Raw genomic sequence first — 17482 nt, forward strand, 5'->3', positions numbered from 1 at the left:
CGGTGACGCACCCCGTGCCTCCCGGGAGGCGCGACCCGGCTACCGCGCGCGCCGCACGTCCCACAGGTGGTGCACCGGGTCGTGCGCGTAGTAGGTCGCGAGCGTCGCGACCGTGAACGCGCTGCCGTCCGAGCGCACGGCGCGGCGGTCGAGGTCCGCGTCCGCGACCGACGCGAAGGCCTGCGCGGCGCGGTCCGCCGCGGCGACGAGCTCACGCGCGACGGTCGCCGGGTCCTGCGCGGCGTAGTCGTCCGCCACCGCCGTGGCGTCCTGGTCCCAGTTCGCGAAGGTCGGCGTGTCCTCGGCGAGCACCAGGGCGAGCCGCTCGGTCATCTTCCGGTGCACGTCGCGGACGTGCGCGCCGTACTCCAACGGCGACCAGGTGTGGTCGTCCGGTCGGTCGCGGACGTCGGGACGGGCGAGCACCTCCGGCCACGCGGCGGCGTTCGCTTCGATGATGCCGGGGACGTCCCGGAACGCCACCGAGCTGCCGTCGAACCCGCACTCCGGGCACCGGGACTCGATGACCCACGTCCAGTTCTTCGTCTCGGGTTCGATCGCCATGGCCGAACGTTACCGGGTCGTGATTCAGGTTCGGCGCATCCCCATGGGCACGGGGATCGGGCGTGCGGTGGCCGACGGCGGACACGCCGTTGTCTGTGAATCCCCACACAGTGACATTCCGGTGGGTCGGTACCGTAGCCCGCTGTTCGTCCGACCACCGAAGTCCACCTGATCCGAGGAGACACACCCGATGGGCAACGACCCCAGCCATACCCAGCACCGTCGACGGCTCCGCCAGAGCGACGTGACCATCGTCGACAAGAGCATGATGCGCCGAGCAGTCGGCGGCATGGTCGTCGGCAACACCATGGAGTGGTACGACGTCGGCGTCTACGGCTACCTCGCCGTGACCATGGGGAAGGTCTTCCTGCCCACCGCGGAGCCCGCGGTGCAGATCCTGTTCAGCCTCGGGGTGTTCGCGGCGACCTACATCGCCCGACCGCTCGGCGGCATCGTCTTCGGTCGGCTCGGTGACCGCGTGGGTCGGCAGAAGGTGCTCGCGACCACGCTCATCATGATGGCGGCGTCGACGTTCCTGATCGGAGCGCTGCCCGCGTACGCGACGATCGGCGTGTTCGCCCCCGTCGTGCTCGTCGTGCTCAAGCTCCTGCAGGGCTTCTCCACCGGCGGTGAGTACGCCGGGGCGACGACCTTCATCACCGAGTACGCGCCGGACCGTCGCCGCGGCTTCTTCGCGAGCATCCTCGACTTCGGCAGCTACATGGGCTTCGCCCTCGGCGCCACCGTCGTGACCGTGCTGCAGCTCACCCTCGGCGACGAGGCCATGACCGCCTACGGCTGGCGCTTCCCGTTCCTCGCTGCCGGCGTGATCGGCGCCGTCGCCATCTACTTCCGGCTCCGCATCGAGGAGTCGCCCGTGTTCCAGGCCACGCAGGCCGCGCAGGAGGCCGCTGCCGAGGCCCGCGCCGACGCCACCGGTGCCCGCCCGACCAGCGTGTGGGCCATGGTGCGCGACCACTGGCGTCCGATCCTCATCGCGATCATGCTCGTCGCCGCGTCGAACACCGTCGGCTACGCGCTCACGTCGTACATGCCGACGTACCTGACCGACTCGCTCGGCTACTCGGCGCTGAACGGCACGCTCCTCACCATCCCGGTCCTCGTTCTCCTGGCGGTCATGCTCCCGCTCACCGGGCGTCTCTCCGACCGCCTCGGACGCCGCACGGTGATGTGGCTCGGTGCCGGCACCACCGTGGTGCTCGTCGTCCCGGCGTTCCTGCTCATCGCGCACGGTGCGCAGTGGTCGACGCTGCTCGGGCTCGCGCTGCTGGCGCTCATGACGGCGCTGTGGGTCTCGAACCAGGCCGCCTCGCTGCCCGCCCTGTTCCCGACCTCGACGCGCTACGGCGCGATGGGCTTCGCGTACAACATCGCGATCGCCGTGTTCGGCGGGACCACGCCGCTCATCGTCCAGGCCCTGCTGACCTGGACCGGGGACGAGCTCGCGCCCGCGTACTTCCTCATGGCGATGAGCGCGCTCGGCGCCGTCGGGGTGTTCTGCATGAAGGAGTCCTCGCAGCGGCCGCTGCCGGGCTCGATGCCCGCGGTCGAGACCGAGGACGAGGCCCGCGAGCTCGTGCTGACGCAGGACACGAACCCGCACCTGGACCTCGGCGACCTGCCGTTCGGTGCGGCGGACGCCGTGCGCGAGGAGCCCGCAGCGCCCGCACGCTGAGGCCGTCGTGCACGTGCGCCCCGGCCGGGCCTAGGGGGTCCGGCCGGGGCGCACGTGCGTGTGTGGTCGGCGGCGTGCCGGTCGCGCTCGGTCGGGAGCTGCTCGTGCCCGGCCGGGTGCCGCCGCCGCTGCTGGACGACGTCGCTGCTGTCGTACGACGACCGCGGAGTCGTTCGTTGCGCGCAGAGGTTGGTGAACGCCGGAGAAAGCGACAGTGCCGCTGTCGCACGACGACCGCCGTGTCGTCCGGCAGCGGCGAACACGCCTGTCCAGGCCGGCTGCACCCGCCCGCCTCGGCCGCACCCGCCCGGCGGGCCGTCCGCCGCGACCGCGCCACGTGACCGGTCAGTCGCCGTGGTGTCCGTGCGACGGGTCGAGCGCCGGCCAGACCGGGAACGGGTCCGCCCACGTCCGCCACAGGTCCGGCCCGGCCAGGAGCTCGGACGGCGTCAGCAGCGCACGGTCGAGCGCTCGCTCGATCCCGCGCACGTCGAGCCGTTCGCCGACGAACCAGATCGCCTGCCCGACCGGCGCGTCCGCGTCCCACGAGGGGTTCGCCGTGGGGTCGAGCGCGAGCATCGCACCCAAGCTCGACCACGAGCCGACGTGGTCCGGTCGTGAGGCGAGCCGGAAGAACCCCTTCGAGCGCAACACCCGTCCGTTCACCCCCGGTGCGAGGTCCTGCTCGATCGTCGTGGCGAGGCGCCCCGGGTGGAACGGGAGCGGCTCCCGGTACCGGAGCGTGACGAGGTCGTCGTGCTCGTCCCGGCCGTGGTCGGCGGCTCCCGAGAGGGCGCGCATCCACCCGGCACCCGACGCCAGGAAACGGGCGGCACCGCCGTTCGACGCCGGCAGGTCCCGCGGCCCGCGCACGGCTGGCCCGGCCAGGACGACGGCGTTCGGCGCCAGTCGGTGGAGCAGCGACACCAGTGCCCGCCGTCGACGTCCGGACAGGGGCTCGATGCGGTCGAGCACGACGACCGTGGCGTACTCCACGAGCGACGCGATCCGGTCGGCGGCGACGAACGCGTCGTCGACGTCGCCCCACAGCAGCCGAGCGACGTCGTCGGCGCGCAGCACGGACACGACGTGTCGCAGGATCCGGTCGTCGCCGTGTTCGGCGCGTGCCGCGTTCGCGAGCATCATCCCCACCGCCCGGACGTCGGTGCCGGGGGCGAGGCTGACGACGAGTCCGTGGTCGGCGTCCGGCCCGCACACCTGGTCGAGACGGTCGGCGCGCTCCGCCACCGCACGGGCGACCGACACGGCGTCGCCGGCGAGGTGCATCCGGTGTCCGGTGTCGATCCGTGCGGCGGTGCCGGTGGCGTCCGGACCGTGGAGGGCGGACACGAGCGTGATCGAGGCGACGAGCATGTGAGCTAATCTACATGAGAATCGTTACCAACAAGGAGGCTCGCGATGAAGGTCCGCAACTCGCTCAAGGCACTGAAGAAGATCCCCGGCTCGCAGGTCGTCCGCCGCCGCGGTCGCGTCTACGTCATCAACAAGAAGAACCCGCGCTGGAACACCCGGCAGGGATGACGTCACCGCTTCCGTAGGGTGGCAGGCATGCGACTCCTGCTCATCCGCCACGGCCAGACCCCCGCCAACGTGCACGGCATCCTCGACGCCGAGGTGCCAGGCCCCGGACTCACCGAGCTCGGGCAGCAGCAGGCCGACGCCCTCCCGGCCGCCCTCGCCGACCGCGGCATCGAGCGGCTCTTCGTCTCGTCGATGGTCCGCACCCAGCTCACCGCGGCACCCCTGGCAGCCGCACTCGGACTCGAGCCCGTCGTCCTGCCCGGCCTCCGCGAGATCGAGGCCGGCGACACCCAGGGCAAGAGCGACAAGGTGTCCGTCCAGACGTACATCTCGACCGTGCACGGATGGTCCGGCGGCGACCGGACGACCCGCATGCCCGGAGCCGAGAGCGGCACCGAGTTCTTCGCACGCTACGACGACGCGGTCCGCCAGATCGAGGCGACGGGCGTGTCGGTCGCCGCCGCGGTCAGCCACGGCGCGGCCATCCGCACCTGGGCGAGCGCGGTCGCGCAGAACACCCCGGACGAGTTCGGGACGAAGCGCCACCTGGAGAACACCGGGATCGTCGAGCTGGAGGGCTCGTTCGACGACGGCTGGCGGCTCGTCGACTGGGAGGGGGAGCCCGTCGGCGGCGAGGACCTCATCGACCGGACCGCGCAGGACCCGACCGGCGAACGGTTCTGACGGGGACGACGGGCGGGTCGCGCGACGCGACCCCGTGACGGACGGGAGGCCCGGTACCAGCTGGTACCGGGCCTCCCGTCCGTCATCCGGTCGCGTCGGGACGCGACACGCGCGGACTACGCGAGCTGCGACGCCGACGTCAGCGGCACGATGACGCCGTGCGACTCGCGGAGCACGTCGAGCGTGCGCTGCACCTCGTCGGCGCGCTCCTCCGCGCTCCAGCCGAGGGTCTCGGCCAGCACGTCGGCGAGCTCGTCGAGCAGGTCGATCGTGACACCGCCCACGAACGCGAGGTTCGTGCGACGGAGCACCACGTCGACCAGGTGCACGGCCTGCTCGTGGCGGGCGAAGTACGCGACCTCGGCCCGGGTGAGCTTCGGGTCGGACTCGAGCGGCTCGACCGGTCCGTCGGTGAGGACGTCCACGACCTCGGCGGCGCGGGTGCCGTAGCGCTCGAGCAGTCCCTCGACGAGCGACGCGTCGAGGCCGTCGCGGTGGGACGTGATCCACAGGTCGCGCTGGGCGTCGGTGGTCGGGAAGTCCTTGCCGCCGCCGATCGCCATGCCGGCGGTGTCGACCTTGCGGGCGACGCCGAGCTTCGTCGTGGCCTCGGTGGAGAGGTGCGCGGCGAGGGCGCGGAACGTCGTCCACTTGCCGCCGACGAGCGAGAGCACCGTGGAGTCGGGCAGCCCGGCGATCGGGGTGTCGACGATCCGGTAGTCACGGGACACGAAGCCGGGGGCGGTGTCCTCGTGACGGGGGAGCGGGCGGATGCCGGAGTAGCTGTAGACGATGTGGTCGCGCGTGACCTCGATCTGCGGGAACACGTGCTTCACGAGCCCGAAGAAGTAGTCGATCTCCTCCTCGGTGGTCGTGACCGGCTTCGAGGGGTCCGCATCGATGTCGGTCGTGCCGATGAGCACCCGGCCCTTGAGCGGGTAGATGAGCACGATGCGGCCGTCGTTGTTCTCGAAGAACAGCTCGCGGCCCTTGGTCGCCTCGAGGAGCTCGTCGTTGTGCACGACGATGTGGGAGCCCTTCGTGCCGCCCATGAACTTCGTCTCGCCGCCGAACGCCTGGTTGGTCAGGTCGGTCCAGGGGCCGGACGCGTTGATGACGACGTCCGCGGTCACCACGAACTCCGAGCCGGTCTCGCGGTCGCGGAGCAGGACGCCGCCGTCGCGGGTGCCGACGGCCTCGACGTAGTTGACGGCGCGGGCCGTCGCTGCCGAGCCGGTGCCGGTGCCGGCGGCGAGCCCGTCCTTGAGCACGTCGAGCGCAAGGCGCTCCGGCTCGTGCACGGAGGCGTCGTAGTAGGTGCCGGTGTACTTCAGGTCCTTGTTGAGCGCCGGCATGTCCGCGAGCGCCGCCTTCTTCGTGAGGAAGCGGTGCTTCGGTACGGAGCCGCCGTCGCGCGAGAACGAGTCGTAGATCGTCATGCCGATCTTGATGAGCGCCGCGCCGCGCTCCTTGGTCGAGCGCTGCTTGTGGGTGAGCATGCGCAGCGGGGCGTTCATGATGCCGGAGAACGTCGAGAAGATCGGCATCGTCGTCTGCAGCGGCTTGACGTAGTGCGGGGCGATGCGGATGAGGCCGTTGCGCTCCTGCACGCTCTCGCGCACGAGGCGGAACTCGCCGTTCTCGAGGTACCGGATGCCGCCGTGGATCATGTGGCTCGAGGCCGCGGAAGCACCGCTGGCGTAGTCCCCACGCTCGACGAGGGCGACGTCGACGCCCTGCAGGGCGAGGTCGCGGAACGTGGCGATCCCGTTGATGCCACCGCCGACGATGAGGACCTGGGCGTTCGGGCGCTCGGTGAGCGCGGTCACCGTGTTCCGGGGCTGCGTCTTCTTCGACATGTGTCGCTTCCTTGGTCGATCGGGGGTTGGTTCACCGTCGATCGTGCTCCCGCGTGGGAGGCCGGGCAACTCGCGTGCACGAACGTGCAGCACACGTGTCGTCGGCTCCGCCGGGCCGACCGGGAGGCGCGGCAGGGGTTGCAGCGGGCGTGCACGTCCGTGCATGGTTGCGTGACGACCGTGCGGCAGCCCGTGCGGCGGGGCGACAGATCGGAGCACCATGAGCGATGCGGCTCAGCCCATGCGCACGCAGCAGGCGCTGCGCGCCGCGCACCTGTACTACCTGCAGGACCTCACCATGGACGCGATCGCCGACGAGCTCGGCACGTCCCGCTCCTCGGTCTCGCGGCTGCTCAAGTACGCCAGGGACACCGGGCTCGTCGACATCCAGATCCGCTCGCCGCTCGACCAGGCGGCGGCGCTCAGTCGTTCCATCCGGTCGCGGTTCGGCGTGCACGCCCACGTCGTCCCCGTCCCGGACCACACGAGCGACGTCGACCGTCTGGAACGGGTCGCCCTGTCCGCCGCACGCATCCTCACGCAGTACATCGACTCGAACATGGTGATCGGGATCTCGTGGGGCTCGACCGTGAGCGCGGTCAGCCGGTACCTCGTGCCGAAGACGACGCACGGATCGACGATCGTCCAGGTGAACGGCGCCGCGAACACCCGGACGACCGGCATCGTCTACGCGTCCGAGATCCTCCGACGGTTCGGGGAGGCGTACGGCGCGTTCGTGCAGCAGTTCCCCGTGCCGGCGTTCTTCGACGACCCCGCGACGAAGGAGATGCTCTTCCGGGAGCGCTCGATCCGCCGCGTCCTCGACCTGCACGAGCGGATGGACCTCGTCGTGTTCGGTGTCGGCGCGCCGCAGGCCCCGGTGCCGTCGCACGTGTACTCCGGTGGCTACCTCGACCCCGCCGACCAGCAGGAGCTCGTGCGGGCGAAGGTCGTCGGTGACGTCTCCACCGTGTTCTACCGCGCGGACGGTTCGTGGCGGGACATCGGGGTGAACGCGCGTGCGGGCGGCCCGGACCTCGACACGATCAAGCGTGCACCGCGGCGGGTCTGCGTCGTGGCCGGGCGGTCCAAGGCGGCGTCGCTCCGCGGGGCGCTCGCAGCGGGGCTCGTCACCGACCTGATCATCGACGAGAGCGTGGGACAGGCGATCCTGCAGCCCTGACCGGGGCTTTGTCCACCGAACGCGAGGTGATGTCGGTGGTCGCGGGTACCTTCTGGCCCATGGTGCCCGACTGCGAGACCCCCGTGCCCGACGCGGTGTCCGACGGTTCCGCGGCGGTGTCCCCGATCGATGTCCGCGGGGCGTCGTGTCCCGTCGGTCCGCGGTCCTTCCGCCGGCTCGTCGGACACGACCTCGACGAGGCGCTCGCGTTCTTCAGCGACGGGTACGACCTCCGAGCGCCGCGCGTCCGACGTATCCGGCCGACCACCCCCTGGGACTTCGCGGGGGTGGGCGACGAACGCATGTCGCTGCGGTCTTCCCGCTTCGGTGTCGACCTCCGGAGCGAGAGCATGGTGGACGACGCCTTCCTCGTCGCCTGGCTGCGATCGGGGTCGAGCACCATCACCTTCGGCGGCCAGTCCGTCGAGCTCGAGGTCGGCGTCCCCGTCGTCCTGCCGTTCGGCGCCCCCTACGAGCTGCACCACCGGGACATCGGCCTGAACCTCGTGCACCTCGACCGCGACTTCGTCCGTGCGGTCGCGGGTGACGACGCGTTCGAGTTCGAGCCGCTGCGGAAGCCCTCACCCGAGGGGCTGCGCGTCTGGCGGTCAGTCGTCCGTGAGCACTCGTCGACGTGGCTCGACATGGACCACGAGCTCTCCGCGGCCGCCCAGTACGACATCGCGGAGGCGTTCGTCCGCGCCGCGATCGACGCGTTTCCGGAGCGCAGCCGCTGGCGGTCGAGCGTCACGGGCACCGGGCCGGAGCACGAGCGGCTCCGCCGTGCCCTCGAGTACGTGCACGGCCACGCCCGCGAGCCCATCGGCACCCCGGAGATCGCCGTCGCGGCCGGGCTCAGCCCGCGTGGGCTCCAGCAGTCCCTTCGACGGCACCTCGGCGTCACGCCCGGCGAACTCCTCCGGTCCGTCCGGCTCGACGGCGCCCGGGCCGACCTGGTCCGCGGAGACCGCGACGACACCTCGGTGGCCGAGATCGCGCGGACCTGGGGGTTCGGGCACCTCGGACGCTTCTCGGCCTCGTACCGTTCGCGGTTCGGCGAGCTGCCCAGCGAGTCCCTCCGCGCGCGCTGATCCGCGTCGTCAGAGCACTCGCCGTCGTCGGCCGTCGTTCAACCCGTCTCAGACCGGCGAACGGTCACCGGGCGGCTGCGAAGGCGTCGATGGCTTCGCGGGCGAGTCGCACTTCCTCGGGACCGCCGTGTCCTTCGGACTCGACGATCGTGAGCCTGCTGCCCGGCCAGGCACGGTGCAGCATCCAGGGCGTGACGGCCGGACCGCTGATGTCGACGAGAGCCGTCACCGGCCAGCGGTAGCGTCGACGGCATGGACACCGTCGTCTCCGGCCCCACGGACTCCCGCACCGACCGATCCTTCCGATCCTTGGTCGTCGCCGAACTGCGCCGCGCTCTCGATGCCCCGGCTGGCGACACCGTGCTGACCGACACCGTGCCGACCGACATCGTCCGCTCCGACCCGGAAGAGCTCGACGCCGTCCGCACCGACCGGTCCGGGTGGATCGCCGACGGCGTCCCGATCGCCCTGGTCGAGGCCCGGACGGTCGAACACGTCCAGGCGACACTGCGGACGTGCTCACGCCTCGGTGTCCCGGTCGTCCCCCGCGGCGCCGGCACCGGGCTCGCCGGCGGCGCGAACGGCACCGACGGCTCGGTCGTCCTGAGTGTCGCCCGGATGGATCGCATCCTCGAGGTGTCGGTGGAGGACGAGCTCGCTGTCGTCGAGCCGGGCGTCCTCAACGGAACGCTGAACGCCGCCGTCGCCGAGCACGGCCTCCGCTTCGCCCCGGACCCGGCGAGTGCGGCGATCGCGAGCGTCGGCGGCAACATCGCGACCAACGCGGGCGGACTGCGCTGCGTCAAGTACGGCGTCACCCGCGAGGCGGTGCTCGGGCTCGACGTGGTCCTCGCCGACGGCCGGCTCGTGCGCACCGGACGACGCACGGTCAAGGGGGTGACGGGCCTCGACCTCACGGCGCTCATGGTCGGGTCGGAGGGCACGCTCGGGGTCATCGTCGGTGCGACGGTGCGGCTCGTGCCGATCCCCGCGGGGGAGCCCGCCACGCTCGGTGCGGTCTTCCCGACGGTCCACCAGGCTGCGGCGGCGTCCGCGGCGATCGTCGCCGCGGGGGCCGGGGGCGCGCCGCGTCCGTCGACGGTCGAGTTGCTCGACGCGGCCTCGCTCGCGGCCATCGCGGACCTCCTCGGCCCGTCGGTCGTGACCGAGACCGTCGGCCTGGCCGGCGGCGCGGTCGGTGGCGACGCCCCGGCCGGTGGGCAGGGCCCGGCCGGTGGACCGGGTTCGGCGGGCGGGGTGTTCCTGCTCGTGGAGTACGACGGCGTGGGCGCGACGGAGGCGGCGTCGGGTGCCGTGCCGCTCCTCCAGGCCGCCGGCGGCACCGTCCGCCTGGCCGGGTCGGCCGCCGAGCGCGACCGCCTGCTCACCATCCGCCGGTCGTTCCACGCCGCGATGACGGCACGCGGGCGGGTGCTCATCGAGGACGTGGCCGTGCCGCGCAGCCGGCTCGCCGAGATGTTCGACCGGGTCGAGGCGATCGGACGCGAGTTCGACGTGGAGATCCCGACGGTCGCCCACGCCGGCGACGGCAACCTGCACCCGAACTTCGTGTTCGACGGCGAGGTCGTGCCGCAGAAGGTCTGGGACGCGGCCGACGCCCTGTTCCGTGCTGCCGTCGAGCTCGGTGGGACCCTCACCGGGGAGCACGGGGTCGGCGTGCTGAAGCGGCACCACCTCGGGGACGAGGTCGGCGAGGACGTGCTCGAACTCCAGCGCGGGATCCGGCGCGTGTTCGACCCGGCCGGCATCCTCAACCCGGGCAAGGTGTTCTGACACCGAATCCTGTGGCATTTCCGGATCAGATCGTGCGCAGAAGTTCGGCCGAAACGCGGCCGTAACGAATTCGGGCGCATCGTGGTGTCGAACGAGCACCGCCCACGAAGGAGTCCGTGATGCTGATCGGCGTCCCCACCGAAGTCAAGAACAACGAGTACCGCGTCGCGGCCACGCCGGCCGGTGTCGCCGAGCTGTCGCTGCACGGGCACGAGGTCCTCGTGCAGGCCGGGGCCGGCGTCGGCTCGGCCTTCCCGGACGAGGAGTACGTCGCCGCGGGGGCGACGATCGTCCCCACCGCGGACGAGGTCTGGGCGCGCGCCGAGATGATCCTCAAGGTCAAGGAGCCGGTCGCCTCCGAGTACGGGTCCATCCGCCCGGGGCAGGTGCTGTTCACCTACCTGCACCTCGCCGCGGACCGTCCGCTGACGACGGCGCTGATGGAGTCCGGCGCGACCGCGATCGCCTACGAGACCGTGCAGCTCGCGGACCGTTCGCTGCCGCTCCTCTCGCCGATGTCGGAGATCGCGGGTCGGCTCTCCGCCCAGGTCGGCGCGTACCACCTGATGCGGACGAACGGCGGCCGCGGGCTGCTGCTCGGCGGGGTCCCCGGCACGCCGAAGGGCCGCGTGGTGGTCATCGGCGGCGGGGTCGCGGGGGAGCACGCCGCCACTATGGCGCTCGGCCTCGGGGCCGAGGTCACCGTCTTCGACATCAGCCTCCCGCGGCTGCGCGCACTCGACGCCCGGTTCGACGGCCGGATCACCACGCTGCGGTCATCGTCGCACGCGATCGCCTCGGCGTTGACGACCGCGGACCTGGTGATCGGTTCGGTCCTCATCCCGGGCGCCTCGGCACCGAAGCTCGTCACCGACTCCATGGTGGCCGACATGCAGCCCGGATCGGTGCTCGTCGACATCGCGATCGACCAGGGCGGCTGCTTCGAGGGGTCGCACCCGACGACGCACGATGACCCGACCTTCCAGGTCCACGACGCGGTGTACTACTGCGTGGCGAACATGCCCGGGGCGGTGCCGCGCACCTCGACGATCTCGCTCACGAACGCGACCCTGCCGTACGCGGTGGCGATCGCGAACCGCGGGTGGGAGCAGGCGCTCGCGGACGACCCCGCGCTGGCGCTCGGCCTGAACGTGCACGCGGGACAGGTCACGAACGAGGCCGTCGCCGCTGCGCACGGCCTGACGCCCGCAGCGCGCTGACGCCCGCCGGGCGCTGACGCCCCCGGGACGGCACACTGTCGCTCTCGCGAGAGCGACAGTGTGCCGCATTCCGTCGGCCGGAATCTGTCGCTTCCGCGGGACCGACGGTGCGGCCGGCGACGAGACTGTCGCTTCCGCGGAACCGAAGGTCACCGGCGCGGCAACCGAGGCCACCGGCGCGGCAGCTGCAGCCGCAGCCACAGCCGCCCCGTCGGGTCGCGCGCCACGTCCGACCGGCCGGGAGGCGCGGCGCACGTCCGCCCCGCCTCCCGCGCCGGTCAGGCGGTCGCCACTGCCGGCCGGCGGGCCGACCAGCCCGCGCGGGTCCGCACCACGAGCGTGACGAGCACGACCACCACGACGGCGACCACGGCGGTCACGGCCGTCGGCACCGAGACGAGCGGTCCGTCGAGCCGTCCGACCGCCACCCACGCCAGGCCCCAGCCGAGCGCTGCGGTCGGGGTGAGCCGTCCTCGGCCCCACACCGCCACGAGCACCCCGACGAGTCCGGCGACCGCGGCCACGAGCACGCCCCACACGTCCTGCCCGAGGCCGAAGCCCCGGAACCCGGCGGCGGTCAGGACGGCTGCCGTGTTCGCCGCCGTGGCGACGCACACCCACCCGAGGTAGAGGCCGAACGTGCCGTCGGTCACGACCGCCTCCACGACGCCCGACGGCCGGGTGCGCCGCAGGATCGCGAACGTCCAGACCAGGACGACGAGCAGCGCGACGATGATCGGCTCGCTCGCCGACAGGAAGCCGAACTGCACCGACAGGATCCACGCGGCGTTGAGGAGCAGCGAGAGCGTCGCGGGGACCGCGAGCCGGGCGTGCCGTGCGTCGTCCGCCGTCCGGAAGAGCTGCCGGACGGCGTACACGATCAGCCCGAGGTAGATCACGGACCAGATGCCGAACGCCGGACCGTCCGGCGCGATCGCCGTGGACGACGCCGAGAGCGCACCGCCCGCCGCGTCCTGGATGGGGGTCCCGCCCGCCGCGCCGGACCCGATGAACGACCCGATCACCGCGACGACCGCGCTCACCGCGACCACGATCCTCCAGGCCCTGCTGCCCGCTGTCCCAGTCATGTCCGCTCCTTTCGTCAGCATGCTGATGACCGGGACGGTACGCCGCTTCCCTGCGTCCGGGTGCGTACGGTGGGGGACGTGAGCGTGGAGTTGAACACCGTGTACGTCGACAAGATCGCACCGATCGCGTGCCCGTCGCTCCAGGACACCTTCCGGATGCTCGACGAGCAGGGCGCGAGCGCGTGCATCGTGCTCCACCGGCCCGACGCGCAGGAGCTCGGCGACGTCGCGGTGGCCCTCGGTCTGCACGAGCTCGCGGTCGAGGACGCCGCCGAGGGCCACCAGCGCCCGAAGCTCGAGCGGTACGGGTCCACGCTGTTCGTCGTGCTGAAGCCCGCCGTCTACCACGACGACAAGGAGGAGGTCGAGTTCGGCGAGGTGCACGCCTTCGTCGGTGAGGACTTCTTCCTGGCGGTGGTGCCGGCCGACCCCCGCGGCCCGCAGGCGGTGCCGCGGGCGCTCAAGCGGATGAGCGGGAAGCCCGGCCTCGTGACCGCCGGTCCGCAGGCGCAGCTCTGGGCCCTCATGGACTCGATCGTGGACGGCTACGTGCCGGTCATCGACGGGCTCGAGGAGGACATCAACCAGATCGAGCAGCAGCTGTTCGCCGGCGCCACCGGGGTGTCGAAGCGCATCTACGAGCTGTTCGGCGAGGTCGTCGACTTCCAGCGCGCCGCCCGACCGCTCGTCTACATGATCGAGAACCTCCACCGCGGCGCCGAGAAGTACCACCTGCCGGTCGAGATGCAGCGGCGGTTCCGGGACGTCCTCGACCACGCCATCCGCACGGTCGAGCGGCTGGACACCTTCCGGCAGCTGCTGCAGAACGCCCTGACGGTCGACTCGACGCTCGCCGCGCAGAAGCAGAACGACGACACGAAGAAGATCTCCGGATGGGCGGCGATCCTCTTCGCTCCGACCCTCATCGCGGCGATCTACGGCATGAACTTCACGCACATGCCGGAGTTGTCCTGGCCGTACGGGTACCCGCTGGCGATCCTCGCGATGGTGGTGTTCGCCGTCGTCCTCTTCGTGGTGTTCAAGGTGAAACGCTGGTTCTGACCCGGAAGTCGTGACCGCGAGCCCGTCCGCGCTCTCCGTCCCGTCTGGGTGGGCGCGGTGGGGGGAGCGGGTTCGCTCGGTTCCATGGGATCCCTGCCGCTGTGGCTGCTCGTCGTCATCTTCGTCGCCGGTGCGGCCGTGATCTGGGTCGCCGGCATCCAGCTGTCGAAGAGCACCGACATCCTCGACGACCGGCTGCACCTCGGGAGCGCGCTGGGCGGTCTGATCGTCCTCGCCGTCGCGACGAACCTGCCCGAGATCGCGATCACCGTGAGCGCGGCGGCGTCCGGGAGCATCGAGGTCGCAGCGGGCAACATCCTCGGCGGCATCGCCCTGCAGACGGTCGTGATCGCGATCCTCGACGTGTTCGGCAAGCGTGGCAAAGGAGTGCGCCCGATCACGTACCGTGCCGCGTCGCTGGGACTGGTGCTCGAGGCGATCGTCGTCGTGGCGGTCCTCGCGGTCGTCATCGCCGGCAGTCAGCTCCCACCGCGGCTCGTCGTCGCGCGCCTGACCCCCGACGTCGTGCTCATCGCCGCGATCTGGGTGGTCGGACTCTTCCTGGTCCAGCGCGCCGGCAAGCGGCTGCCCTGGCACGAGGACGGCGTCGCGCCGGACACGTCGACGCCGCGGCCGAGCGGACACCGCACGCGTGGGCACGACGAGCACCACCGGACGAGCACGGGCCGCGCGGCCGTCGTGTTCACGGCGTCCGCGGTGGCGACCCTGGTGGCCGGCGTCGTGCTCGAGCGCGCCGGGGACGCCGCATCGAGCCAGATCGGGCTCTCCGGGGTGCTGTTCGGCGCGACCGTGCTCGCCCTCGCGACGAGCCTGCCGGAGATCTCCACGGGCCTCCAGGCGGTCCGCCAGGGCGACGACAACCTCGCGATCAGCGACATCTTCGGCGGGAACGCCTTCCTGCCCGTGCTGTTCCTCGTCGCGACCGTCATCTCCGGGCGTGCCGTCCTCCCGCAGGCGAACGCGAGCGACGTGTACCTGACGGCGATCGCCGCGCTGCTGACGCTCGTGTACGCGGTCGGCCTGGTCTTCCGTCCGCAGCGGCGCATCGCGGGGATGGGGATCGACTCGTTCGTCGTCGTGCTGCTCTACCTCGCCGGCGTCGGTGGCCTGGTGGCGATCGCCGTGCTCTGACCGCTGGACGCGTCGGCGGAGGCGATTCGCTAGGCAGCCTAGTAACATGCCCGACGCCGACGAGACCGGAGGGAACGATGACTGGTCTGCCACGCAACCCGGCCGACGACCCGGAGCGCCTCGGCGCGGAGCCCAACGACCTGGTCGACTGGGTCACCGAGGGCTTCGACGTCGACCCCGCCGACCCTGCCGCCGGGGCGGTCGGCGGCGCCTGACCCGCCTCCCGTGCGTCCACAGGGCGGACGAGCGGACCGCACGCGGGGTCCGCCGGACGGGAGGCACGGCTCGTCCCCGCCACGGGCCTGGCGTCCGTCGTCCGGTCGCCGCGCCGTCGTCCGCAAGCGCGGTCCGCGACCGGTCTGGGCCCGTGCGCGCGTCGCGCTTGCGCGCGACCGCGGTCGCCCGCCAAGGTCGGAGCATGACCGACGTCGTCCACCTCACCGCCGAGGGTGTCTCCCTCGTCCTCGACTGTTCCCTGGGAGCGCTCCCAGCCGTCCTGCACTGGGGGTCGGCCCTCGGCCCGCTGGCGGACGCGGACCTCGTCGCGATGGCGGCCGACCAGCCGCTCGTCGCGCCGAACGAGATGGACGTGCCCGTCCGGCTCGCGGTCCTGCCCGAGCCGCACCGGGGGTGGGGCGGACGACCCGGTGTCTCCGGCCACCGCGACGGACGCGACTGGTCGCCGGCGTTCACCGTCACCGACCTCGACGTGACGGAGCGCTCGGTGGTCGCGCGCGGCGCCGACGACACCGCCGGGCTCGCGGTGGTCCTCGAGGTCGAGCTCACCGCGTCCGGGCTCGTCCGCACCCGCGCCGAGGTGACGAACACCGGTCCGGGCGTCTACACCCTCGACGACGTCCACCTGGCGCTGCCCGTTCCGGACCGGGCGCGCGAGGTGCTCGACTTCGCCGGGCGCTGGGGCGGCGAGCGGACGCCGCAGCGGAGCGTCCTGCAGGTCGGCACCCACGAGCGCGACAACCGCCGTGGGCGCACCGGCCCGGACGCCGCCACGGTCCTGAGCGTCGGCGAGCCCGGCTTCGGCTTCGCGAGTGGCGAGGTGTGGGGCGTCCACACCGCCTGGAGCGGGAACCACCGGCACCTGGCCGAGCGACTCGCCACCGGTCGCCAGGTCGTCGGGGGCGGCGAGCTGCTGCTGCCCGGCGAGGTCCGGCTCGACACCGGGGCGTCGTACCGGACGCCGTGGGTGTACTTCGCGTACGGCCACGGGCTGGACGACCAGGCCCGCCGGTTCCACCGCTTCCTCCGGAGCCGCCCGCAGCACCCGTCCTCGCCGCGCCCGATGACGATCAACGTCTGGGAGGCCGTGTACTTCGACCACGACCTCGCGCGGCTCACCGACCTCGCCGAGCGCGCCGCGGCGCTCGGCGTCGAGCGGTACGTCCTCGACGACGGCTGGTTCCGGAACCGCCGCGACGACCACGCCGGCCTCGGCGACTGGTACGTCGACGAGGGGGTCTGGCCCGACGGGCTCGGTCCGCTCGTCGACCGGGTGCGCTCGCTCGGCATGCAGTTCGGCCTCTGGTTCGAACCGGAGATGGTGAACGAGGACAGCGACCTCGCCCGCGCGCACCCGGAGTGGATCATGCAGGCCGACGGACGGCTGCCCCTGCGCTCCCGCGACCAGCAGGTGCTCGACCTCGCGATCCCCGAGGCGTTCGCGTACGTGCTCGAACGCATGACCGCCGTCATCGGCGAGTACGGCGTGGACTACGTCAAGTGGGACCACAACCGCGACCTGCTCGAGGCAGGGTTCCCCGGCGGCGGGGCCGCCGTCCACGAGCAGACCCGTGCCACGTACCGGCTCATGGCGACGCTCAAGGAGCGGTTCCCGGCGCTGGAGATCGAGTCGTGCTCGTCCGGCGGCGCCCGCGTCGACCTCGGGGTGATCGAGCACACGGACCGGGTGTGGGTGTCCGACTGCATCGACCCGCTCGAACGCCAGCGGATGCACCGGTGGACGCAGCAGCTCCTGCCGCCGGAGCTGCTCGGCGCGCACATCGCGAGCGGGACCAACCACACGACGGGCCGCCACCACGACCTCGCGTTCCGGGCCGGCACGGCGCTCGTCGGGCACCTCGGGATCGAGTGGGACCTCGCCCGCGCGACCGAGGACGAGCTCCGCGACCTCGCCGCGTGGACCGCGCTGTACAAGGAGCTCCGGCCGCTCCTGCACGGCGGCGACCTGGTCCGGCTCGACGAGGTCGACGAGACCCGCCTGGTGTACGGCACCGTCGCTCCCGACCGGCGTTCGGCGGTGTTCTTCTTCGCGAGCACCGGCCGCTCCGACGTCTCGAACACGGGACGGATGCGCTTCCGCGACCTCGATCCCGACACGCGCTACCGCGTCGACCCCGTCGTCATCGGGGACGGGCACCTGCTGCGGGGGCCGGACTGGTGGTCGGGGCCGCGCGAGTTCACCGGCCGGGTGCTCGAGACCGTCGGGCTCCAGCCGCCCCAGACGCCGGCCGAGTGCGTGGTGCCGTTCCGCGTGACGGCGGTCTGACCGGCGCCGGAGCGGACGACCCG

16 protein-coding genes are annotated in these 17482 nt (G+C 72.2%); 11 read left to right on the forward strand and 5 right to left on the reverse strand.

What is annotated here, in order from left to right; genetic code table 11:
• Positions 1–39: 39 nt before the first annotated feature.
• Positions 40–564 carry a DinB family protein gene (locus tag Csp2054_RS02100; protein WP_096897670.1) on the reverse strand — a complete coding sequence of 175 codons (525 nt, stop codon included), beginning with the start codon at positions 562–564 and terminating at the stop codon, positions 40–42.
• A gap of 190 nt (positions 565–754) precedes the next feature.
• On the opposite strand from Csp2054_RS02100, the gene Csp2054_RS02105 reads away from it, so the two are divergent.
• Entirely contained in the window at positions 755–2260 is a 1506-nt protein-coding gene (locus Csp2054_RS02105) for an MFS transporter (RefSeq protein ID WP_096897671.1), read from the forward strand.
• Between the two features lie 345 nt (positions 2261–2605).
• Here Csp2054_RS02105 and Csp2054_RS02110 read toward each other — a convergent pair whose 3' ends face one another.
• Positions 2606–3634 carry a GTP-binding protein gene (locus Csp2054_RS02110; protein WP_096897672.1) on the reverse strand — a complete coding sequence of 343 codons (1029 nt, stop codon included), beginning with the start codon at positions 3632–3634 and terminating at the stop codon, positions 2606–2608.
• A gap of 45 nt (positions 3635–3679) precedes the next feature.
• Here Csp2054_RS02110 and ykgO point away from each other — a divergent pair, with 45 nt between their 5' ends.
• Both ykgO and Csp2054_RS02120 read left to right on the forward strand, forming a co-directional pair.
• Positions 3680–3802, forward strand: a complete 123-nt coding sequence (gene ykgO / locus Csp2054_RS02115) for a type B 50S ribosomal protein L36 (protein WP_017888460.1) — start codon at positions 3680–3682, stop codon at positions 3800–3802.
• 27 nt (positions 3803–3829) lie between these two features.
• Positions 3830–4486, forward strand: coding sequence for a histidine phosphatase family protein (locus Csp2054_RS02120; RefSeq protein ID WP_096897673.1), 657 nt, complete (start codon positions 3830–3832; stop codon positions 4484–4486).
• 116 nt (positions 4487–4602) lie between these two features.
• Here Csp2054_RS02120 and Csp2054_RS02125 read toward each other — a convergent pair whose 3' ends face one another.
• Positions 4603–6345: a glycerol-3-phosphate dehydrogenase/oxidase gene (locus tag Csp2054_RS02125; protein WP_096897674.1), complete on the reverse strand. Its 1743-nt coding sequence runs from the start codon at positions 6343–6345 to the stop codon at positions 4603–4605.
• Between the two features lie 220 nt (positions 6346–6565).
• Between Csp2054_RS02125 and Csp2054_RS02130 the strand changes: the two genes are divergently transcribed.
• Together Csp2054_RS02130 and Csp2054_RS02135 are read left to right on the forward strand one after the other, a co-directional pair.
• Positions 6566–7528 carry a sugar-binding transcriptional regulator gene (locus Csp2054_RS02130; protein WP_255252576.1) on the forward strand — a complete coding sequence of 321 codons (963 nt, stop codon included), beginning with the start codon at positions 6566–6568 and terminating at the stop codon, positions 7526–7528.
• 59 nt (positions 7529–7587) lie between these two features.
• Positions 7588–8619 carry a helix-turn-helix transcriptional regulator gene (locus Csp2054_RS02135; RefSeq protein WP_176491508.1) on the forward strand — a complete coding sequence of 344 codons (1032 nt, stop codon included), beginning with the start codon at positions 7588–7590 and terminating at the stop codon, positions 8617–8619.
• A gap of 64 nt (positions 8620–8683) precedes the next feature.
• Here the strand turns inward: Csp2054_RS02135 and Csp2054_RS02140 are convergent, their stop codons facing one another.
• Positions 8684–8848: a hypothetical protein gene (locus Csp2054_RS02140; RefSeq protein ID WP_317951509.1), complete on the reverse strand. Its 165-nt coding sequence runs from the start codon at positions 8846–8848 to the stop codon at positions 8684–8686.
• 23 nt (positions 8849–8871) lie between these two features.
• On the opposite strand from Csp2054_RS02140, the gene Csp2054_RS02145 reads away from it, so the two are divergent.
• Entirely contained in the window at positions 8872–10413 is a 1542-nt protein-coding gene (locus Csp2054_RS02145; protein WP_096897677.1) for an FAD-binding oxidoreductase, read from the forward strand.
• A 119-nt stretch (positions 10414–10532) separates the two neighbouring features.
• Positions 10533–11633 carry an alanine dehydrogenase gene (gene ald / locus Csp2054_RS02150; RefSeq protein WP_096897678.1) on the forward strand — a complete coding sequence of 367 codons (1101 nt, stop codon included), beginning with the start codon at positions 10533–10535 and terminating at the stop codon, positions 11631–11633.
• Positions 11634–11911: 278 nt separating this feature from the next.
• Here ald and Csp2054_RS02155 read toward each other — a convergent pair whose 3' ends face one another.
• Entirely contained in the window at positions 11912–12721 is an 810-nt protein-coding gene (locus tag Csp2054_RS02155) for a tryptophan-rich sensory protein (protein WP_096897679.1), read from the reverse strand.
• A gap of 78 nt (positions 12722–12799) precedes the next feature.
• Here Csp2054_RS02155 and Csp2054_RS02160 point away from each other — a divergent pair, with 78 nt between their 5' ends.
• From Csp2054_RS02160 to Csp2054_RS02170, 4 genes are all read left to right on the forward strand, one after another.
• A complete protein-coding gene (locus Csp2054_RS02160) occupies positions 12800–13783 on the forward strand; it encodes a magnesium and cobalt transport protein CorA (RefSeq protein ID WP_096897680.1) in 984 nt (327 codons plus the stop codon).
• An 84-nt stretch (positions 13784–13867) separates the two neighbouring features.
• Positions 13868–14935, forward strand: coding sequence for a sodium:calcium antiporter (locus tag Csp2054_RS02165; RefSeq protein ID WP_096897681.1), 1068 nt, complete (start codon positions 13868–13870; stop codon positions 14933–14935).
• Between the two features lie 77 nt (positions 14936–15012).
• A complete protein-coding gene (locus tag Csp2054_RS17945) occupies positions 15013–15150 on the forward strand; it encodes a hypothetical protein (protein WP_176491509.1) in 138 nt (45 codons plus the stop codon).
• 203 nt (positions 15151–15353) lie between these two features.
• Positions 15354–17459, forward strand: a complete 2106-nt coding sequence (locus Csp2054_RS02170) for an alpha-galactosidase (protein ID WP_096897682.1) — start codon at positions 15354–15356, stop codon at positions 17457–17459.
• The last annotated feature ends 23 nt before the right edge of the window (positions 17460–17482 follow it).

Source organism: Curtobacterium sp. 'Ferrero', from assembly GCF_002412165.1.
In the GTDB taxonomy this organism is placed as follows: domain Bacteria; phylum Actinomycetota; class Actinomycetes; order Actinomycetales; family Microbacteriaceae; genus Curtobacterium.